A 20,991-nucleotide genomic window follows, 5' to 3' on the forward strand; every position below is an offset into this window, starting at 1 on the left:
CCAAAAATCAAACAAGTTATTGATATTAAACTGGAATTCCAGTCTCTTGATACAGAGACGGCAGAATAGGGGTCAAAAGCCGGACGGCAGGCGCGTCGGCTCGGACCACCATTCCGCACAGACGACATATCCCCGTGTACCGGGCCACACTTCCGCAGACGCCGCGCCGGATTCGCGCTTGAACGGGGCAGCGCAGTTGCTAGTGTCGGCGCCAAATCGACACGGAGAACAACATGCTCGTCCTGCACGAAGGCGAAACCGCCCAGGCCCTGAAGTGGGCCGAACTCATTGATGCGATCGAACGGATGTTCCGCAGCAGCTGCGTGATGCCGGTCCGTCACCATCACGATGTCGCCGTTCCCGGCGAGGCGAACGCGACCCTGCTTCTAATGCCGGCCTGGGTTCCGGGCGACTACATAGGGGTGAAGCTGGTCTCTGTGTTCCCCGACAACCATCTGCGCGGCCTGCCCGCCATCTTCGGCAGCTACATCCTGTCATCGGGAAAGACCGGCAAGATGCTCGCGGTCGTGGACGGCGGCGAGCTGACGGCGCGGCGGACCGCGGCCACCTCGGCGCTCGCGGCCAAGTATCTCGCTCGCGAAGATGCGTCAGACCTGCTGGTCGTCGGAACCGGCCGCCTGTCGCTCAACCTCATCCAGGCGCATTCCGCGGTCCGGCCGATCGGCCGTATCTCGATCTGGGGTCGTAACCCGGCCAATGCGGAAAAGACCGCCGAGGATGCTCGCGCGCTCGGGTTCGCGGTTTCTGTCAGTACCGACCTCGAAAGCGCGGTCCGCACGGCCGACATCATATCCTGCGCCACACTCTCCCATGAACCGCTCGTCCATGGGGCATGGTTGAAGCCCGGGGCCCATCTCGACCTGATAGGCGCCTTCAAGCCGACCATGCGCGAAAGCGATGACGAGGCCGTGCGCCGCGCCAGCGTGTTCGTCGACACCCGCGCCGGCGCGATGAGCGAGGCGGGCGACATTCTTCAACCCCTGAAGGCGGGTATCATCACCGAGGCCGACATCAGGGCCGACCTGTTCGATCTCGCCGTCGCGCGCCACGCGGGCAGGACCAGCGCCGAGGAGATTACGCTGTTCAAATCCGTCGGGGCTGCACTCGAGGATCTCGCCGGCGCCATTCTCGCCTACGAAACAGCGATGGAGCCGTTCGCGCGCCAGGAGGCCTGATGGCGAGAGCCCTGCCCTTCCTTCCGGTCACCGAGAGCCTGCCGGCGTTGACGGCGGCACTCGCGAATGCGAACCGGGCGATCCTGTCGGCGCCTCCGGGCGCCGGCAAGACGACGATCGTACCGATCCACCTGCTCGACCAGACCTGGCGCGGCGACGGCAGGATCATCCTGCTCGAGCCCCGCCGGCTTGCTGCACGCGCTGCCGCGAGCCGCATGGCGAACCTGCTTGGAGAGACGGTCGGGGAGACTGTGGGCTATCGCATGCGGCTCGACAATCGGATTTCGGGTCGCACACGCATCGAGGTGGTGACCGAGGGTGTGTTTGCCCGCATGATCCTTGATGACCCGGAGCTTTCCGGTGTCGCGGCCGTGCTGTTCGACGAATTTCACGAACGCTCGCTCGACGCCGATTTCGGGCTGGCACTGGCGCTCGACACCCAGTCAGCGCTGCGGCCGGATCTCAGGCTGCTGGTGATGTCCGCGACCCTGGACATCGAGCGCATCGCGGCCCTGCTTGTCGATGCGCCCGTGATCCGCAGCGAAGGCCGGAGCTTTCCGGTCGACATCCGCTATCGCGACCGGCCCGGCGGCGAGCGGATCGAGGATGCGGTCACCGCGGCCATCGTCGAGGCGCATCGGACGGAGAGCGGTTCGATCCTCGCCTTTCTGCCCGGCCAGGCCGAGATCAAGCGCGTGGCAGAACGGCTCGACGGGCGTTTCGACCAGACGACGCTGATCACGCCGCTCTACGGCAATCTCGGCCAGAAGGAGCAGGACGCGGCGATCCGTCCCGCGCCTGAAGGATACCGCAAGATCGTGCTTGCCACGTCCATCGCCGAAACCTCGATCACGATCGACGGCGTTCGCGTGGTGATCGACAGTGGCCTGCAGCGGTTGCCGGTGTTCGAGCCCTCAACCGGTATTACCCGCCTGGAAACGGTCAAGGTCTCCCGCGCATCGGCCGACCAGCGGGCGGGACGGGCCGGACGTACGGAAACGGGACTTGCGATCAGGCTCTGGCATTCCGGCCAGACGGCGGCACTTCCGGCCTTCACGCCCCCGGAAATCCTGTCGGGTGACCTGTCGAACCTCGTGCTCGACATGGCCCATTGGGGGGTACTCGATCCTGCATCGCTCTCCTTCATCGATCCGCCGCCCAAAGTCGCCTGGAACGAAGCCAAAGCCCTGCTTCAATTGATCGGCGCCTTGGACGCCGCCGGCGCGATGACACCCAGCGGACGGAAGATCCGCGACCTCGGCCTTCCCGTGCGTCTCGGCGCCATGGTGCTTTCGGCATCGGGCGCCGGCGCCGGCAGGCAGGCGGCGGAGCTTGCCGTACTGCTTACCGAACAGGGGCTGGGCGGAACCGGTATCGACATAGAGGAGCGGCTGCGACGCTTTCGCCAGGAAGGCGGCGAGCGGGCCGCCTCGGCACGCAGGCTGGCCGAACGGCTGGCGCTGAGTGCGGGCGCGGGGAAAGGTACCGAGAGCCCGACGGGTGCCGGCCCGTTGCTGCTTCATGCCTATCCCGACCGTATCGCGATGCGTCGTGGGGCAAGGGGACGCTTCGTGATGGCGAATGGCCGCGGCGCCGAAGTATCGGAAACAGAAAGGCTCGCGGGCGCCGACATGTTGGTGATCGCCGACCTGACCGGCCGGGCCGCCCAGGGGCGCGTCCTTGCCGCCGCGGAAGTCAGTCGGAGTGATATCGAATGCCTGTTGCCCGAGGCCATCCAGCGCCCGGAGGAGTGTTTCTTCGACGCTTCGAGCCGCCAGGTCCGCGCCCGGCGGGTCACGCGGCTCGGTGCCATCGTGCTCGACGAGACACCGCTTGCCAGACCGAACGGACCCCAGGCGGCCGAGGCGCTGGCCGAGGGCGTGCGCCAACTCGGGCTGACGTGCCTGCCCTTCTCGAAAGCGGCGGAACAGCTGCGACAACGCATCGGTTTCCTCAACCGCACGATCGGAGAGCCCTGGCCGGACATGTCGGACGAGGCGCTCATCGCGTCACTCGACACCTGGTTCACGCCGTTCCAGCATACCGTGCGCAGCGTCGACGACGTCACTGCTGCATCGCTTTCCGATGGATTGGCCGCTCTTCTTCCCCATGGGCTGCAGCGCGAGCTCGATCGCCTCGCCCCTACGCATTTTACGGCGCCGACGGGACAGAACCATCCGATTCGCTACGACGGCGCCGAGCCGGTTCTCTCTATCCGGGTTCAGGAACTCTTCGGTCTCAAGTCCCACCCGGCGATCGGTGGCGGCAAACTGCCGCTCGTCCTGGAGTTGACCTCGCCGGCCCATCGGCCCATTCAGACGACGAGGGACCTGCCCGGCTTCTGGGCAGGTTCCTGGAAAGATGTGCGCGCCGACATGCGCGGCCGCTATCCGAAGCATCCCTGGCCGGACAATCCGGCCGACGCCATGCCCACCACCCGCGCAAAGCCGCGCGGGACGTGACGCAACAACAGAAAAGACCGAGAGGCCGCAGATGATCACCACGCCGGATGCAACGCTCCAGTTCGGACCTTCGAGCCGACGCCTGCGGCTGCAGACGCTGGTCTGGCTCAGATGGCTGGCCGTGGCCGGGCAGAGCCTGACGGTCATCCTGGTCGACTTCTGGCTCGAGTTCCCCCTGCCCTTCACGACCTGCGCGGCTCTGATCGGTGCACTGGCGGTCGCCAACTTCGTGTTGTCGGCAAGCTTTCCGCCAACTTATCGACTGGAGCCGCTCGCCGCCTTCGCCGTCCTCAGCCTCGACCTGCTGCAGCTCGCAGCCCTGCTCTACATCACCGGCGGACTGGCCAACCCATTTGCACCGCTGATCTGCGTGCCGGTCATCATCTCCTTTGCCTCTCAGCCGCTGCGGCACGCGGTCGCGCTCTTCATCCTTGCAGTCCTCTTCGTTTCAGCGCTCGCCTTCTCGCCCTACCCTCTGCCATGGTACGGCGGCGATGCGCCCTTCCTGCAGCCGATCATGCAGGTGGGCGTCTGGGTCGCGATCACCTCGATGATGGCCTTCGCCGCCTTCTACGCCTATCGGGTTTCGCAGGAGGCGACGCTGCTTGCCGACGCTCTCTCGGCGACCGAGCTTGTGCTGCAACGCGAGAAACATCTCTCCCAGCTCGACGGCCTGGCTGCCGCGGCCGCCCATGAGTTGGGCACTCCTTTGGCAACGATCAGCCTCGTCGCCAAGGAGATGGAGCGTGAACTTGGCCAGGACGAGCGCTTCGGCGAGGACGTCCAGTTGCTGCGCAGCCAGAGCGAACGCTGCCGCGACATCCTGAAGAGGATCGCGACACTGCCCTCGGAGAGCGAGGCGCATATGCGCCGTCTGCCGCTGTCCTCGCTGATCGAGGAGGTGCTGGCACCCCATCGCGAGTTCGGCATCAAGCTGGAGCTCGTGGAGAAATCCGACCGAGCCAGGGAACCGGTCGGGGTGCGCAATGCCGGTATCCTCTACGGGCTCGGCAACCTGATCGAGAACGCAGTCGATTTTGCCCGTGAGAAGGTTGTCGTCACGGTCGAGCACGATGCCTCGCGGGTGGTCGTGACGATCGAGGACGACGGGGTGGGCTATTCGCCCGACGTGATGCAGAGGATCGGCGAACCCTATGTGACGAGCCGTCAACGGGACGACAAGGCAGGTGGCCTCGGGCTCGGCCTGTTCATCGCCAAGACGCTGCTCGAACGCTCCGGCGCAAGGCTGCGCTTCGAAAATCGCGGGCCTGAGACGCCGGGCGCCCGCGTCGAGATCATCTGGCCGCGCAATCGGATGGAGAGCAATCCGGCCTGAAATGACTTTACCCATCGGCCATTAGTGGCCATAACGACTTGCGACCTTTCGATATACTGCTGGGATGCCTGGCCATGACCGACATATCTCCATCCGATCCGAAGATGTCCGACCGCGCGCAGAAGGGCGGGGACGAGGCAATCGGCGCGGATCCCAATCTCCTGATCGTCGACGACGACATCCCGTTCCTGCGCCGTCTGGCGCGTGCCATGGAAAGCCGCGGCTTTACGGTAGAGACAGCCGCCTCGGTGGCCGAAGGGATCGCAAAGGCCAAGGCTGTGCCGCCAAAGTTTGCGGTGGTTGACCTGAGACTCGGCGACGGCAACGGCCTCGACGTCATCGAGGCCATCCGCCAGCACCGGACGGATACGCGGGTGATCGTGCTTACCGGTTACGGCAACATCGCGACTGCCGTCACGGCAGTAAAACTCGGCGCACTGGACTATCTGGCAAAACCCGCAGATGCCGACGAGATCTTCCTGGCGCTGACGCAGCGCCCGGGCGAGAAGGCGGTCGTTCCGGAAAACCCGATGTCGGCTGACCGGGTGCGCTGGGAACATATCCAGCGGGTCTACGAAAGCTGTGAGCGCAATGTTTCCGAGACGGCCCGCCGTCTCAACATGCACCGGCGCACACTCCAGCGCATTCTGGCAAAGCGCGCCCCGAAGTAAGCCTAGTCGCGGCCCGGCGAGCGGGCAGCCCATTCGGCCAGCATCAGGCGTTGAGCAGCCGCCCGCGAGAAGTCGAGCGTCACGGCCTTGCGAGTCGCCGGGGCCAGACGATGCTCGGGGGCCTCGCGCACCAGATGGGCGCCGTAACCGTCCGACAACAACAGCCCGCAATCCTCGGGGAAGATATACAGCGGCACCTCCGGGTGGGTAGCAAAGAACAGACGGTCACAATAGGCCCGGTAGTCGGGCCATTTCCGATCGACGCGGAAGTCCTCGATCGACGACTTGATCTCGATGATCCAGATCTCGCCCTTCTCCGACAAGCCCACGAGGTCGGCACGTCGGCCGTTCGAGAGCGCCAGTTCGGGAAGCAAGGCGAGACGCATGTCGTGCAACAGGATCTGCACCCCGCGCCGCACCAGCATGGCGCGATCGGACTGACGCCCGTCGATTAACGGATTGTTTACGGCGACGGAAAGAATCGTCATGAATATTGTCCAAACCGACCCTTTCGCATGTTGCAAAAAAACAATGCGGAGTCATTTTGCAGCGCCGAAGACATTCAGCCTTTGCCTGCTACTTGCAAAGCCGAGTTTAATCAAAAATAAACCATAATCAAAGATGGTCGAGAGAACCATCTCCTAGCCCACAGACACGAGTTTCCCATGCACCTTCGCAATGCATTGACTGTGTTCGGCCTCGTCGCGACGATCGCCCTGACAGGTTGCACTACCACGACCGAGACGAAGACTGCCGAAGCCGAAACCACGGCCAAGATCTTCACGGATTCCTACGGCAGCGTCACCGATGCCGGCTATGCGCTCCCGGCGATCCCGATCAACAAGCTCGACAAGAAGTTCCACCGCCAGATCGTCTCCTATCAGACGTCGGAAAAGGCCGGAACGGTTGTCGTGAACACCCGCGAACGCTTCCTTTATTACATACTGCCGAACGGCAAGGCGGTTCGTTACGGTATCGGCGTCGGCAAACAGGGCTTTGCGTGGTCCGGTACCGCCTACATCGCCTGGAAACAGGCTTGGCCGACCTGGCATCCGCCGAAGGAAATGGCTGCTCGCAAGCCGGAAGTGGCCAAATATGTCGAAGAAGGCATGGGGCCGAGCATCCGCAATCCGCTCGGCGCACGCGCGATGTACCTCTTCAACGAAAAGGGCCAGGATACTCTGTTCCGCCTGCACGGCACCCCGGAATGGGCTTCCATCGGCACCGCCGCCTCCTCGGGCTGCATCCGCCTGATGAACCAGGACGTGATCGATCTCTATAACCGCGTTCGCCCGGGCAAGAACGCCAAGGTCGTGGTCATCCAGTAAGGTCTCTCGGGAAACGAGACAAGAAAGCCGCCGGAGTGATCCGGCGGCTTTTTTCGTTGTCCTTCCGTTTCGCTCAGGCCTTCAAACTGGCCTTCAGTTCGCGCCGGCGGCGATGAAGGACCGGCTCGGTATAGCCGTTCGGCTGCTCGCGACCTTTCAGAACCAGATCGAGAGCCGCCTGGAAAGCGATCGAACCATTGAAGTCCCTGGCCATAGGCCGGTAAGCCGCATCGTCGGCATTCTGACGGTCGACGACTTCGGCCATGCGTTTCATGGTTTCGAGGATCTGGGCTTCGGTGACGACGCCGTGGTGCAGCCAGTTCGCCATGTGCTGAGCGGAGATGCGCAAGGTCGCGCGATCTTCCATCAGGCCGACATTGTTGATGTCAGGAACCTTCGAGCAACCAACGCCTTGGTCGACCCAGCGCACGACATAGCCGAGAATCCCTTGCGCATTGTTGTCAAGTTCGCGCTGGATCTCCTCTGGCGTCCAGTTGGGTCGCGGCGCGACCGGAACCGAGAGAATGTCCCGCAGGCTGGCCCGCGCACGCTTCTTCAGGCCAGCCTGAACCTCAGTGACATTGACGCGATGATAGTGCGTGGCATGCAAGGTTGCCGCGGTCGGCGACGGCACCCAGGCCGTGTTGGCGCCCGCCTTCGGGTGGGCGATCTTCTGCTCGAGCATAGCGGCCATCAGGTCGGGCATGGCCCACATGCCCTTGCCGATCTGCGCGTGGCCGGAAAGGCCGCATTCGAGGCCGATATCGACGTTCCAGTTTTCGTAGGCGGCGATCCAGGCGGCCTGCTTCATATCGCCCTTGCGAATCATCGGGCCGGCTTCCATCGAGGTGTGGATCTCGTCGCCGGTGCGGTCGAGGAAACCGGTGTTGATGAACACCACCCGTTCCTTCGCCGCACGGATGCATTCCTTCAGGTTGACGGTGGTGCGACGCTCCTCGTCCATGATGCCCATCTTGATGGTGTTGGGCGCCATGCCGATCAGCGCTTCGACGCGCGAAAAGATCTCGCAGGCGAAGGCAACCTCTTCCGGTCCGTGCATCTTCGGCTTGACGACATAGAGCGACCCCTTGCGGGAATTGGCCCGTCGGCCGTTGGGACCGATGTCGTGCAAAGCGATCAACGCGGTGACTGCGGCATCCATGATGCCTTCCGGGATCTCGTTGCCGTCGCGATCGAGGATGGCCGGGTTGGTCATCAGGTGGCCGACATTGCGGACCAGCATCAGCGAGCGGCCATGCAGGACGAGCGAACCACCATCCGGCGCGATGAACGTCTTGTCGGCGTTCAGCGTACGCGTGAAGGTCTTGCCGCCCTTGCTGACCTCTTCGGTCAGGTCACCCTTCATCAAGCCGAGCCAGTTTCCATAGACGACGACCTTGTCCTCGGCATCGACCGCAGCAACAGAGTCCTCGCAGTCCATGATGGTGGTGATTGCCGATTCGAGCCACAGGTCGTTGATCCCTGCCGGATCCGTCTTGCCGATCATGCCATCGGCATCGATGACGATCTCAATGTGCAGGCCGTTGCGGCGGAGCAGCAGGGCTTCCGGCTTGTCGGCGCCGCCGCGATAGCCGGCAAGCTGCGCAGGATCGGAAAGCCCGGTCACGGCACCGCCCGAAAGCGTGATGAATAGAGCGCCGGACTTGACCGACAGAGCCGCCACGTCGCTCCAGCTGCCCGCAGCGAGCGGTGCCGAGTCGTCGAGAAGCTTGCGACCCCAGGCGATGACCTTCGCACCCCGCACCGGATTGTAGCCCTTGCCCTTTTCCGCACCATCCGTCTCGGAAATCGCGTCAGTGCCGTAAAGGGCGTCATAAAGCGAGCCCCAGCGGGCGTTGGCAGCGTTCAAGGCATAGCGCGCATTCATGACGGGAACGACGAGCTGCGGGCCGGCGATCTCGGCGATCTCGGCATCGACATTCGAGGTCGAGACCTTGACCTCGCCGCCCTCGGGAAGCAGGTAACCGATCTCGCGCAGGAAGGCCTCGTAGACGTCCATATCAACCGGTGCGCCGTTCTCGCGATACCAGGCGTCGATCCGGGCCTGAAGGTCGTCTCGCTTTGCGAGAAGCGCACGGTTCTTCGGCGCGAGATCGTGGGCGATCGCCGAAAAGCCCGAGAAGAAGGCGTCGGCGTTCACGCCGGTCCCCGGAATGGCCTTTTCGACCAGGAAACTGTGCAGTTCCCGATCGATTGAAAGCCCGTGCAGTTCGATCCGGCTCATGATGTTTTTCCTCGCAAATTTCAAATGTAGTTCGATCATGCGACAATGATCCGTTCTCATTCATTGTCAATCGAGCACAAATTACAAAGATTTTTCACGAATTGGAAAAGGTCAGTCGTGCACCATCCGCGGTCTGCCGCTGGCAGTGGCTATGAAACGCGCCTCGACCAGCTTACGATTGCCCTCGATCTGCGGTGCGTCGATTTCTTCGACGATGGAGACGGCTGCATCGTCCGCACCGCTGTCGCGGGCATGGGCGAGAGCGGCCTCGGTGGCGCGTCGCCGCGCCGTGCCGAAGGCCTTTTCCTCGTCCGAGAAACGCATGTTCTCCCCGGCTCCGGAAACCACGAAGACACCCTCTTCCGGCACTGTCACGAACACCGTCACCGTGGAGCGGATGCGACCGACGACGGCTCCGATTGCGTTGGCCACATCGGCGTCGCCAGGTACCTCGCAAGGAACCGCGAGCATTTCGCCGATTGCCGGATAGTAGACAGGCGCGGATGCGCCAAGGCCGATCAGGGCGCGATCGAGTGAGAGTCCGAATTGCACGATACCCGGTTCCCGGCGCAAAGCGCGATCGATCAGCGTCGAGCGGGACGGATCGATGTCGCCGATACCGTCCTCGGCCAGGCACGCGGTAAGGATCACTTCCGACGACTGGCGCGTCAGGCGAGCGACGATGCGCTCGGCAAGCTCCTCGGGTGAGCCTGCAATCGGCTGACCGGTGCCGTCTTTCTGGCGCATGGCGAGCCGCAGTCCCAATTCCGCCGCCTCACGATTCCATTGGCCCTGCCGGCCCAGCACATGCATCGCATCCGATGGGGTCACGCCGCAGATGTGAACGAGGCCGCGCGCCACGAGCCTGTCGAGCGTTGCCTTTTGCGGCGTGGAGGTCAACAGCTGCTCGAGCGCCACCGGCACGTTGCTGATGCGCGCGAAAAGGGCTGCCTCCTGCGCCTGCAGGCCGGCGGCGAGGTGATCGGGGACGCCGGTCCTGATTGCCAGTCGACCGTCATGGCGACCGACATGGGTTGCGCGCAGCTGGCGCTCGAGGATCCCTATCACGTCCGCCCCATGCAGGGCCGCTGCGAGGCTCAGCGGAACCAGGCGGCGCGGCCCTAGCTCCATGCGCGCCATGAGACCGCGATCGTTGATCCGGACTTCCGAGTCCCCCCCGAGCCCAAAGGTGCGCATCGCGACGGCCTCGACCATCGTGCGATAGCCGCCGACGACGGCCCCCTCGGCATCGAGCCGCGGGCGTCCCTTCTCCATGATTGCCACGTCCGTGGTCGTACCGCCGATGTCGGAGACTACGGCATCATCGAGGCCAGTGAGATGCCGGGCGCCGACAAGGCTTGCTGCCGGTCCAGACAGGATCGTCTCGATCGGCCTCAGCCTCGCCTCGGCCGCGGAAATCAACGCGCCGTCCCCCCGCACCACCATCAGCGGCGCATCGATGCCCCGGCGACACAGGAAATCCTCGCAGGCGCCGACCAGCCGGTCGATCATCGAGACCAGACGTGCATTGAGCAGCGTGGTGAGCGCCCGGCGCGGACCGCCCAGTTTGGACGACAATTCGTGGCTGCAGGTCACCGGCAGGTGGCAGTTTTCGCGAAGGAAATCACGGACACGGATTTCATGGTCCGGATTGCGGACCGCGAAGTAACCGGCAACGGCGAAGGAAGAGACACCCTGTTGCAGCAGCGGCAATGCCTCTTCGAGCGCGCCAAGATCGAGCCGTGTCTCGTTGCCGTGAACGTCGTGGCCGCCGGGCAGATAGATGACGGGATCGGTGCCGACGGCTTCGGCGAGCCCGTCCCGCTTCAGGTCGTCCGGTCCGAAACCGATCATGACCAGACCGGCACGTCCGCCCTGCCCCTCCACGAGCGCGTTGGTGGCAAGCGTGGTGGAAAGGGAGACGAGACTGATTGCTTCTGCGGTGATGCCGGACGACTCGAGCACGTTTTCCAACGCCTCGCCGATGCCGACGGAAAGGTCATGCCGCGTCGTCAGAGCCTTGGCCTTGGCAAGAATACCTGCCGTTTCGCTGTAGAGCACGGCATCCGTATAGGTGCCACCGGTATCGATGCCCAGCAGGTAATGAAGTGTCACGCGGCAGCCTCGGAATTTCTGGAAAGACGAAGTGTTCGGAAGAGCTTATCGCACGGGATGTCGTGAGCACACTAGCTGACAAACGGCAATTATTGTGGAGTTGCAACACCCCGTGGACGAACCCGCATCGGAAGGCCGCCACCCGGCTGGGTGGTCAGCTTCTGCACCGGCCATGGCCGCGTTTCGTTCGTCACCGAGAAACGAAAACGCTGCATCAGAACGGCAAGCGCGATCACGGCCTCCTGGAGCGCAAAGGTCGCGCCGATACAGACACGCGGCCCGGCGCCAAAGGGCAGATACTGAAACCGGCCGATCCGCTCACGATTTTCCGGCAGGAAGCGCGATGGATCGAAGGCACGCGGATTCTCCCAATGAAGTGCGTGGCGATGCAGCGTCCAGGGCATGATGAGAACGGTCGTCCCCTTGCGGATATCGAGGCTCTTTCCGTTGGACGCCACGAAACGATCGTCGGCGAACGCCTGCCGGTTGATGGATGGTGCGGGCGGATAGAGGCGCAAGGCCTCCTCGAAAGCCGCGCGGACCCGAGGCATCCGATCGATCCATTCTACCGGGTCCGCACCCTCAGCGAGGACGCCATCGATCTCGGCCTCCATGCCGTCACGAACGGCGGGGCTGTGGGCAACGCAATAGAGCGTCCACGACAAGGCCCGCGCGGTCGTCTCGTGACCGGCGCCGATGAAAGTGAGGATGTTGTCCTCTATCTCGGCGGAGGTGAGACCCTGCGGCCCTTCGATGTCGAGCAACAATGTCAGGAAGTCGCGCGGCACATTCGCCCGGGTATCCGTCATGGCGGATCTTCTGGCGTCCATGGTTTTGCGGACCACGGAGCGGAACTTGCGCAGCACGCGATACCCTCTGATACGACTCAAGCGCGGCAACCATCGCGGGGCTCTCAAAAGGTCGAGCACATCGATACGACCCATGTGATGAAGAAGTGCCTCGACATCGCCGGCGATGTCACCATTGTCCGCAACAATCTCTCCGGAGAACAACGTATCAGCGAGAATCAAGTAGGTGAGTTCCGTCATGTCGACCGAGATGTCACGAACCAGTCCGTCGGGATCGGTCGTCGCGTATCGGTCGGCGAACGCCTCGCTCTGCTCGAGCATCTGCCGGGCAAATCCACGCGCGTGCCGCGGCGTGAAGACCGGAGCCATCGCCTTGCGGGAGCGCTTCCAGACATCGCCCTCCGCGGTCAGCAATCCGTCGCGAAGGATCGGACGCAGGACGAGCTGGCGGATCTCGTCCATCGGATAGTTCGTCGAGTTTTCCACGAGCACATGGCGAATGAGCTCCGGATCGTTGACGATCAGCGTCGTTCGGCCAAAGAAACGCGTCTCGATCCAGGGCAATGTGTAGGAGGGCTCGCCCCAAAGTTCGAGCGGATTGCGCAGAACGGTCCTGATGATTTCAAGGCGCGACGGCGGCACCGTGCGTGGCACCGGCGCTGGGGGTTCAAAGCGATCAAGACCATCGACAGCTGCCATGTCTCCGCTCCCGCGGCGGCCGCTCTGTGCGAACCTTCGTCAGAGCAGACCCTTGAGTTCATCCAGACGGTCATTGATCAACCATCCGTAATAGTTCTCTTCCGGCCAGGTCGAGCCACCGCCCGCATTGCGCCGGGCCAAAGCCTGGGCACGCTCGCGCGAGTTCCCGACATTGAACAGGGTGGCAGTCAATCCCGGGTTTCCGGAGATGTCCATGCCGGCAATCGAACGATAGTCATCGATCGCCTTGCGCAGCGCGGCCGCCATGTAGGCAAGCGAGACGTCGGGTTCCATGATGGCCTTGTAAACGCCTGCCGCGTCGGTCTCGTCGAGTTTCTCGTAACCGGACCGGTCATGCACCAGATCGGTCAGCATCAATGCGGTCAGAGGATTGATCTGGCCGAGGCCGAAGGTCTGGCCGGCATAGAAGGGCTGGAAGAACACGGCGCTGAGCCGGTTGTTCGGGTAGGACTTGCCGCCAACCGTATGACCGCGGAACGTCTTCTGCCAGACATCTTCACGACAGGACCAGAGCAGATAGGAATCATCGATCCCGGCGCATTCGGAGAACTCCGGGCGCGCGACAAAATCGGCAATATCCTCGTCTTCATAGGCGAAGCGGAAGCTGCTGCCCGCATAGGACGCCGCCTTCACGTAGTAACTCTGCAGACTGTCATAGGCGTCGACGTTGAAAGTGTGCTCGCCCACAATCGCTCCGACCATGTGGATCGGGTCGATCCCGTATGCCGATGCCGTCTTCCTGATCTTGGAACGCAGGCGCTCGTCGGTCGCCAACAGGTCACGCACCTTTTCGAACTTCAGGTCGAACGTCGTCTTTCCTGCCTTGGTCCGACGGACCGACGCACCGGGAATCGGTGGCTGCTCGGCATGGCGGTTGCCCTCGGGAACGATGCGCACCGATCCGGCATCGGCTCCGACCGGAGCGAGCATGACGAGCGCGAAGATGAATGCCCGAGTAAAAGACCGCACGATACCTGTGTCTCCAGATCTGAACTTCGACTTTGCCTTACGGGCGCAATGCATACAGAAGCGAGGCCGCCCTTGTCGACCTCGCTTTCCGTCACAAGGGCGGCATTCCAGCAGCAAATGCGCGCTTTTTTAGGTTTCGGTCACAGAATATAGCGCGACAGATCGGCGTCGGCGGCGATTCCCCCGACATGCTCGCGCACGTAGTCGGAATCTATCATGACGGCCGAACCGCCCCGGTCGGGAGCATTGAAGGAGATGTCATCCAGCACACGCTCCATCACCGTCTGGAGACGGCGGGCGCCGATGTTCTCGACCGAGGTGTTGAGCTTGACCGCAACGTCTGCCAACGCGTCGATTGCGTCTTCGGTGAATTCGAGATCGAGCTCCTCGGTCGCCATCAGTGCCTTGTACTGCCGGATCAGGCTTGCTTCGGTCTCCGTCAGGATCCGTCGGAAGTCTTCCTTGGTGAGCGGCTTCAGTTCGACGCGGATCGGCAGACGGCCCTGCAATTCGGGAAGGAGGTCGGACGGCTTCGAGACATGGAAAGCGCCGGATGCGATAAAGAGGACGTGATCCGTCTTCACCGGACCATACTTCGTCGAAACCGTGGTCCCTTCGACCAGCGGCAGCAGATCGCGCTGGACGCCCTCACGGGAGACGCCGGCACCCACGCCGCCATCGCGCGCGGCAATCTTGTCGATCTCGTCGAGGAACACGATGCCGTCGTTCTCGACCGAACGCACCGCCTCGCGCTGGATCACCTCATTGTCGATCAGCTTGTCGGATTCGTCGCGGATCAGCTCGGCATAGGAGGCCTTGACGGTGGTGCGCACCTTCTTGGTTCGACCGCCCATGGCCTTACCGAACATTTCGGACAGGTTGAGGATGCCGACATTGCCGCCAGGGACGCCCGGGATCTCGAAACCCGGCATTCCATTGCCGCTGTCGGCGATCTCGATGTCGATCTCCTTGTCGTCCAGCAGGCCGTCACGAAGCTTCTTGCGGAAGTTGTCACGGGTCGCGGGCGAGGCCGTGGAACCGACGAGCGCATCAAGCACGCGTTCCTCGGCGCCGGCATGGGCCTTGGCCTGAACCTCGGCACGCTTCTTTTCGCGCACCAGGCCGATGCCCACCTCGACCAGATCGCGGATGATCTGCTCGACGTCGCGGCCGACATAGCCAACCTCGGTGAACTTGGTCGCCTCCACCTTGATGAAGGGAGCACCGGCGAGCTTCGCCAGGCGACGCGAGATTTCGGTCTTGCCGACACCGGTCGGGCCGATCATCAGAATGTTCTTCGGCATCACCTCGTCACGAAGGCTCTCGTCGAGCTGCTGGCGCCGCCACCGGTTGCGCAACGCGATGGCCACGGCGCGCTTTGCTTCGTGCTGCCCGATGATGAAACGGTCGAGTTCGGAAACGATCTCGCGGGGAGAAAAGGTCGTCATAGCGGTTGTTCCAGTCAGGTCCAGGAAGGGGCTCAGTTCTCGCTGTCGAGTGTCTCGACGACGATGTTGTCATTCGTATAGACGCAGATCTCCGCGGCGATCGCCATGGCCTGCCGGGCGATTTCTTCCGCCGACTTGTCGCTGTCCATCAAAGCCCGTGCCGCCGCAAAGGCATAGTTGCCGCCGGAGCCGATCGCCATGGTTCCGTGCTCCGGTTCGAGCACATCGCCGTTGCCGGTGATTGCGAGCGTAATCGACTTGTCGGCCACGAGCATCATGGCTTCGAGATTGCGCAGGTACTTGTCGGTACGCCAGTCCTTGGCAAGTTCGACGGCCGCACGCATCAGCTGGCCTGGATACTGTTCCAGCTTCTTTTCGAGCCGCTCGAGCAGCGTGAAGGCATCCGCGGTCGCGCCAGCGAACCCGGTGATCACGTCGCCCTTGCCGATGCGGCGGACCTTGCGGGCATTGCCCTTCATCACGGTCTGGCCGAGGCTCACCTGTCCGTCACCGGCCATGATGACCTTGCCGCCCTTGCGTACTGTAATAATCGTCGTCATTGAGGCACCTGTTGGCCCGCGACACGGGCTTTCGATTGGATGCGCTTTGGCGCGCCGTTGGATCCTATGTAAGTTGGCGCGCGGCGAATGCAATCTCATGACGCAATGCGGCAAAGCAGGGCCTGCTTTTGCTGGATATTTACCGGACCGCCTGATAAGGAACCCCTGACCAAGGCATGGAGCAGACCCTGATGGGCGAAACGACGATCCAGCGCGCGGGAAGCATTTCGCGCAAGACCAACGAAACCTCCGTTTCGGTATCCGTCAATCTCGACGGCACCGGCGCCGCGAAGATTTCGACGGGCGTCGGTTTTTTCGACCATATGCTGGATCAGCTCAGCCGACATTCGCTCATCGACATGGAAATCGACGTCAAGGGCGACCTGCATATCGACGATCATCACACGGTCGAGGATACCGGCATCGCGATCGGCCAGGCGATATCCAAGGCACTCGGCGACCGCCGCGGCATCACCCGCTACGCTTCGATCGATCTCGCCATGGACGAGACCATGACCAAGGCGGCGATCGACGTTTCGGGCCGGCCTTTCCTCGTCTGGAACGTGGCGTTCAGCGCACCCAAGATCGGGACATTCGACACCGAACTGGTCCGCGAATTCTTCCAGGCACTCGCCCAGAATGCCGGGATAACCCTGCATGTGCTCAATCACTACGGCGCGAACAATCACCATATCGCCGAAACCTGCTTCAAGGCGGTGGCGCGTGCCCTGCGCAGCGCGGTCGAAATCGACCCGCGCCAGGCAAGCCGCGTTCCCTCGACCAAGGGCACCCTCGTCTGAGGCCGGGCCGCCCAATGGCGGCAAGACCGGTGTGATCTTAGCTTTGCGATGCGTCGAGGCCGCTGCCCTCTGCGTCGCGTTTGAGAAAAGGACGTTCCACGATGCGCGTGGCGATCATCGACTATGGTTCCGGAAATCTCCGCTCGGCGACCAAGGCCTTCGAGCGTGCCGCCCGCGAAAGCGGTATCGACGCTGTAATCGAACTGACAGACAAGGCCGATCGCGTGGCGACCGCCGACCGGGTCGTTCTGCCGGGAGTTGGCGCCTACGCCGACTGCCGCAACGGCCTCGACGCCGTTTCGGGAATGCATGAGGCGATCGTCGAGGCGGTCGAGACGAAGGCGCGGCCATTTCTCGGGATCTGTGTCGGCATGCAGCTGATGTCGAGCCGTGGGCTGGAAAAGGCGATCACCCCCGGCTTCGGCTGGATCAAGGGCGACGTGGTCGAAATGACGCCCAGCGATCCGTCGCTGAAGATTCCTCAGATCGGCTGGAACACGCTGGACCTTCGCCGACCGCATCCGCTTTTCGAGGGCGTCAAGACCGGACCTGACGGTCTGCACGCCTACTTCGTGCACTCCTACCACCTGGCCGCAGAAAACGCGGAAGACGTGATCGCCACCACCGACTACGGCGGCCCGATGACGGCGTTCGTCGGCCGCGACAATGTCGCTGGCGCGCAGTTCCATCCGGAAAAGAGCCAGGCGCTCGGCCTCAAGCTGATCGCCAACTTCCTTTCCTGGCAACCGTAAGTTTCCTCGAGTTTCGGGTATTTCCGCATGATCCTCTTTCCCGCCATCGATCTCAAGGACGGCCAGTGCGTGCGGCTCAAGCTGGGCGACATGGACCAGGCGACCGTCTACAACACCGATCCCGCCGCTCAGGCCAAGGCCTTCGAGGACCAGGGTTTCGAATGGCTGCACGTGGTCGATCTCAACGGCGCCTTTGCCGGTGAAAGTGTCAACGGCGCCGCCGTAGACGCCATCCTGAAAGCCACGAAGAACCCGGTGCAACTCGGCGGCGGCATCCGCAGCCTCGAGCATATCGAGAACTGGCTGCAACGCGGTCTTTCCCGGGTGATCCTCGGCACGATTGCGGTGCGCGATCCAGGACTCGTGATCGAGGCCTGCAAGGCTTTTCCCGGCAAGATCGCGGTCGGGATCGACGCCAAGGGCGGCAAGGTCGCAGTCGAGGGCTGGGCGGAGGCGTCCGAACTCGGCGTCATCGAGCTCGCAAAGAAGTTCGAGGGCGCAGGCGTCGCGGCAATCATCTACACCGACATCGATCGCGACGGCATCCTGACCGGGATCAACTGGGAATCGACGCTTTCGCTGGCCGATGCCGTTTCCATTCCGGTGATCGCCTCGGGCGGGCTTGCCTCCATGGACGACATCCGCCGGATGCTGGAACCGGATGCAACAAAGCTCGAAGGCGCGATCTCCGGGCGTGCCCTCTATGACGGCCGCATCGACCCTTCCGAAGCCCTGGCGCTGATCCGCGCCGCCCGCACCTGAACGAGGTGAGACCATGACGCTGAAAGCCCGTGTCATTCCCTGCCTGGACGTCAAGGACGGCCGCGTCGTCAAGGGCGTCAACTTCGTCGACCTGATCGACGCTGGCGATCCGGTGGAGGCCGCCAAGGCCTATGATGCCGCCGGTGCCGACGAGTTGTGCTTCCTCGACATCACCGCGTCTTCCGACAATCGCGAAACGATCTTCGAAGTCGTCGCCCAGACCGCCGATCATTGCTTCATGCCGCTCACCGTGGGTGGCGGGGTGCGCAGCGTCGCCGACATCCGCAAGCTGCTGCTCTGCGGCGCCGACAAGGTGTCGATCAACTCGGCGGCAGTGAAGGATCCCGATTTCGTCGCCGAGGCGGCCGACAAGTTCGGCGACCAGTGCATCGTGGTATCGGTCGACGCCAAGAAGGTTTCCGGCGCCGGCGAGGCCGACCGCTGGGAGATCTTCACCCATGGCGGGCGCCAGCCGACAGGCATCGACGCCGTCGAGTTTGCCGCCAAGGTGGTGGCGCGCGGCGCGGGCGAACTGCTGGTCACCTCGATGGACCGCGACGGCACGAAGAGCGGCTATGACATCGCGCTCACCCGCACCATCGCCGACAGCGTCCGCGTTCCCGTGATTGCCTCCGGCGGGGTCGGCAATCTCGATGATCTGGTTGCCGGGATCACCGAGGGTCATGCGACCGCGGTGCTTGCAGCCTCGATTTTCCACTTCGGCACCTATTCGATCGCCGAGGCCAAGCAGTACATGGCACAGCATGGCATCGCCATGCGCCTCGATTGAGCCAGCGAAAGGCGCCGCGATGAGCGATTTCTCCCTCTTCGACCTCGAACGTATCGTTGCCGATCGTGCCAAGGCCCGCCCGGACGAATCCTGGACTGCAAAGCTGGTGGCCGGCGGACAGCCGAAAGCGGCCAAGAAGCTCGGCGAGGAAGCGGTCGAAACCGTGATCGCGGCCATCGGCAACGACCGCGAAAACCTCGTCTACGAGAGCGCGGACGTGCTCTATCACCTGTTGGTCGTATTGAAAATCGCCGACATCCCGCTAAAAGCGGTGCTAGACGAGCTTGAACGGCGTACAGCCCAGACAGGCCTCAAAGAGAAGGCCAGCCGGCAGGATCCATGACCACAGCGACGCGGGAATCCGAAACGCCAGAGGCACTCGACCACTTCCAGGAAAATGGATACTCGCCGTATCTATTCTTCAATTCCGAGGAATGGTCGCATTTCCGCGCCGACACGCCGCTGACGCTTACCGAGGACGAACTGCGCCGGCTGCGTTCGATCGACGACCCCATCGATCTCGACGAGGTCCGCCGCATCTATCTTTCCCTGTCGCGCCTGCTCTCGGCGCATGTGGAGTCGTCACAGCTGCTGTTCGAACAGCGCAACCAGTTCCTTAGCACTTCAGGGCTTGCAAAGACGCCGTTCGTCATCGGCATCGCCGGTTCGGTGGCGGTCGGCAAGTCGACGACCGCCCGTATCCTGAAGGAGCTCCTGGCGCGCTGGCCGTCGAGCCCAAAGGTCGACCTCGTCACGACGGACGGTTTTCTTTATCCGAATGCCCATCTGGTCCGTCACAAGATGCTCAACCGCAAGGGGTTCCCGGAGAGCTACGACATCGGGGCGCTGCTGCGCTTCCTGTCAGCCATCAAGGCCGGTTTGCCGAACGTCAAGGCGCCCGCCTACTCGCACCTCACCTACGACGTGCTCCCGAACGAATTCAAGGTGGTCGACCGCCCGGACATCCTGATCTTCGAAGGCATCAACGTCCTGCAATCGCGTGATCTGCCGGCAGACGGCAAGATCGTTCCGATCGTTTCGGATTTCTTCGATTTTTCGATCTACATCGATGCGGACGAGGCGCTGATCCATCGCTGGTATGTCGACCGCTTCATGAAGCTTCGCCAGACGGCATTCCGCGATCCCAGCTCCTACTTCAATCGCTATGCGTCGATCAGCGAGGACGATGCGCTTGCCATCGCCGAGGACCTTTGGGCCAACATCAATCTGAAGAACCTGCGCGAAAACATCCTGCCGACGCGTCCGCGCGCCGATCTGATCCTGCGCAAGGGTGACAATCACCTGGTCGAGCAGGTTGCGCTGCGAAAACTGTAGGCGATATATACCCGGCAATCGATTCAATAGCGCGCTATATGTCCGAGGGCCTGGGCCTTCACGGGTTGACACGACGCAGTGTCAAATTGATGCGGCCGCCATTCTTCAGCAAGGTCGAGGTTGCCGGGTAGATCCGGTCTACGCCGTGGAAACACAGGCGCCCCTGCCCGCCGATCACGAACACATCGCCGCTCGAGAGCTTCAGCGACATGGTCGGGTCCTTGCGGTCAGTCCCTCCGACGCGGAAAAGACAGGAATTGCCGAGCGAAATCGAAACGACCGGCGCGTCGAAGTCCTTTTCATCGCGATCCTGATGAAGTCCCATTCGGGCGCCGTCGTCATAGAAGTTGACGAGACAGGCCTCCGGCGGCTTGTCATAGCCTGAAACCTTTTCCCAGATCCCGAGCAAGGTTTCTGGAATGGCCGGCCACGGCTTGCCCGTCACCGGATGCGTGGATTGGTATCGATAACCGCGTTCACGGTCGGTCACCCAGCCGAGCGATCCGCAATTGGTCATGCGAACCGACATCTCCTTTCCCGTGCCGGGCATTGCAGGCACGAAGAGCGGCGCTTCCGCCACGATCGCGCGGATCGTGGCGACCAGTTCCTCCTGGTCTTTCCGGTCGATGAGGTCCGGAAGATAGCGAAGACCTTCCGGCAGGGTACGCTTGGCTCTTTCGGGCATATGCGGGG

The 20,991-nt window shown here is 62.9% G+C and carries 19 protein-coding genes; 11 read left to right on the plus strand and 8 right to left on the minus strand.

What is annotated here, in order from left to right; all coding sequences use genetic code 11:
• Positions 1-233 precede the first annotated feature (233 nt).
• The 4 genes from HHL25_RS15100 (at position 234) to HHL25_RS15115 (ending at position 5,665) form a co-directional block, all read left to right on the plus strand.
• Positions 234-1,196, plus strand: coding sequence for an ornithine cyclodeaminase family protein (locus HHL25_RS15100; RefSeq protein WP_169592991.1), 963 nt, complete (start codon positions 234-236; stop codon positions 1,194-1,196).
• Complete coding sequence (hrpB, locus tag HHL25_RS15105) at positions 1,196-3,658, plus strand: ATP-dependent helicase HrpB (RefSeq protein ID WP_169592996.1); 2,463 nt, start codon at positions 1,196-1,198, stop codon at positions 3,656-3,658. Before HHL25_RS15100 ends, hrpB begins: the two co-directional genes overlap by 1 nt.
• A gap of 31 nt (positions 3,659-3,689) precedes the next feature.
• On the plus strand, positions 3,690-4,994 hold the full coding sequence (locus HHL25_RS15110) for an ActS/PrrB/RegB family redox-sensitive histidine kinase (RefSeq protein ID WP_169593008.1): 1,305 nt from the start codon (positions 3,690-3,692) through the stop codon (positions 4,992-4,994).
• Between the two features lie 104 nt (positions 4,995-5,098).
• A complete protein-coding gene (locus tag HHL25_RS15115; RefSeq protein WP_169593994.1) occupies positions 5,099-5,665 on the plus strand; it encodes an ActR/PrrA/RegA family redox response regulator transcription factor in 567 nt (188 codons plus the stop codon).
• 2 nt (positions 5,666-5,667) lie between these two features.
• Here the strand turns inward: HHL25_RS15115 and HHL25_RS15120 are convergent, their stop codons facing one another.
• Complete coding sequence (locus HHL25_RS15120; protein WP_169593012.1) at positions 5,668-6,153, minus strand: MmcB family DNA repair protein; 486 nt, start codon at positions 6,151-6,153, stop codon at positions 5,668-5,670.
• Positions 6,154-6,330: 177 nt separating this feature from the next.
• Between HHL25_RS15120 and HHL25_RS15125 the strand changes: the two genes are divergently transcribed.
• Positions 6,331-6,993: a L,D-transpeptidase gene (locus tag HHL25_RS15125; RefSeq protein ID WP_169593017.1), complete on the plus strand. Its 663-nt coding sequence runs from the start codon at positions 6,331-6,333 to the stop codon at positions 6,991-6,993.
• Positions 6,994-7,066: 73 nt separating this feature from the next.
• Here HHL25_RS15125 and HHL25_RS15130 read toward each other — a convergent pair whose 3' ends face one another.
• From HHL25_RS15130 to hslV, 6 genes are all read right to left on the minus strand, one after another.
• A complete protein-coding gene (locus HHL25_RS15130; RefSeq protein ID WP_169593021.1) occupies positions 7,067-9,238 on the minus strand; it encodes a malate synthase G in 2,172 nt (723 codons plus the stop codon).
• Between the two features lie 111 nt (positions 9,239-9,349).
• Positions 9,350-11,353, minus strand: a complete 2,004-nt coding sequence (locus HHL25_RS15135) for a hydantoinase/oxoprolinase N-terminal domain-containing protein (RefSeq protein ID WP_169593024.1) — start codon at positions 11,351-11,353, stop codon at positions 9,350-9,352.
• Positions 11,354-11,442: 89 nt separating this feature from the next.
• Positions 11,443-12,861: a cytochrome P450 gene (locus HHL25_RS15140; protein ID WP_169593026.1), complete on the minus strand. Its 1,419-nt coding sequence runs from the start codon at positions 12,859-12,861 to the stop codon at positions 11,443-11,445.
• A gap of 39 nt (positions 12,862-12,900) precedes the next feature.
• Positions 12,901-13,812 (minus strand): DUF1402 family protein, encoded by a 912-nt coding sequence (locus tag HHL25_RS15145; protein ID WP_246701864.1) that lies wholly within the window; start codon positions 13,810-13,812, stop codon positions 12,901-12,903.
• 179 nt (positions 13,813-13,991) lie between these two features.
• Positions 13,992-15,299 carry an ATP-dependent protease ATPase subunit HslU gene (hslU, locus tag HHL25_RS15150; protein ID WP_169593031.1) on the minus strand — a complete coding sequence of 436 codons (1,308 nt, stop codon included), beginning with the start codon at positions 15,297-15,299 and terminating at the stop codon, positions 13,992-13,994.
• 32 nt (positions 15,300-15,331) lie between these two features.
• On the minus strand, positions 15,332-15,859 hold the full coding sequence (hslV, locus tag HHL25_RS15155; protein WP_169593033.1) for an ATP-dependent protease subunit HslV: 528 nt from the start codon (positions 15,857-15,859) through the stop codon (positions 15,332-15,334).
• 191 nt (positions 15,860-16,050) lie between these two features.
• Between hslV and hisB the strand changes: the two genes are divergently transcribed.
• The 6 genes from hisB to coaA all read left to right on the plus strand — a co-directional run bounded on the left by hisB (position 16,051) and on the right by coaA (position 20,298).
• A complete protein-coding gene (gene hisB, locus HHL25_RS15160) occupies positions 16,051-16,659 on the plus strand; it encodes an imidazoleglycerol-phosphate dehydratase HisB (protein ID WP_169593996.1) in 609 nt (202 codons plus the stop codon).
• A gap of 101 nt (positions 16,660-16,760) precedes the next feature.
• On the plus strand, positions 16,761-17,411 hold the full coding sequence (hisH, locus tag HHL25_RS15165; RefSeq protein WP_169593035.1) for an imidazole glycerol phosphate synthase subunit HisH: 651 nt from the start codon (positions 16,761-16,763) through the stop codon (positions 17,409-17,411).
• A gap of 27 nt (positions 17,412-17,438) precedes the next feature.
• Entirely contained in the window at positions 17,439-18,173 is a 735-nt protein-coding gene (hisA, locus tag HHL25_RS15170) for a 1-(5-phosphoribosyl)-5-[(5-phosphoribosylamino)methylideneamino]imidazole-4-carboxamide isomerase (RefSeq protein ID WP_169593038.1), read from the plus strand.
• 13 nt (positions 18,174-18,186) lie between these two features.
• The gene (gene hisF / locus HHL25_RS15175; protein ID WP_169593041.1) at positions 18,187-18,963 is read left to right on the plus strand and encodes an imidazole glycerol phosphate synthase subunit HisF; all 777 of its coding nucleotides are present in this window, start codon (positions 18,187-18,189) and stop codon (positions 18,961-18,963) included.
• Between the two features lie 19 nt (positions 18,964-18,982).
• Entirely contained in the window at positions 18,983-19,306 is a 324-nt protein-coding gene (locus HHL25_RS15180; protein ID WP_169593044.1) for a phosphoribosyl-ATP diphosphatase, read from the plus strand.
• Entirely contained in the window at positions 19,303-20,298 is a 996-nt protein-coding gene (gene coaA, locus HHL25_RS15185) for a type I pantothenate kinase (protein WP_169593047.1), read from the plus strand. The genes HHL25_RS15180 and coaA overlap by 4 nt, the downstream gene beginning before the upstream one ends.
• Positions 20,299-20,356: 58 nt before the next feature.
• Here the strand turns inward: coaA and HHL25_RS15190 are convergent, their stop codons facing one another.
• Positions 20,357-20,983, minus strand: a complete 627-nt coding sequence (locus HHL25_RS15190) for an alpha-ketoglutarate-dependent dioxygenase AlkB family protein (RefSeq protein ID WP_169593049.1) — start codon at positions 20,981-20,983, stop codon at positions 20,357-20,359.
• Positions 20,984-20,991: the final 8 nt, after the last annotated feature.

Origin of the sequence: Rhizobium terricola (genome assembly GCF_012927355.1) — a bacterium.
GTDB lineage: Bacteria > Pseudomonadota > Alphaproteobacteria > Rhizobiales > Rhizobiaceae > Allorhizobium > Allorhizobium terricola.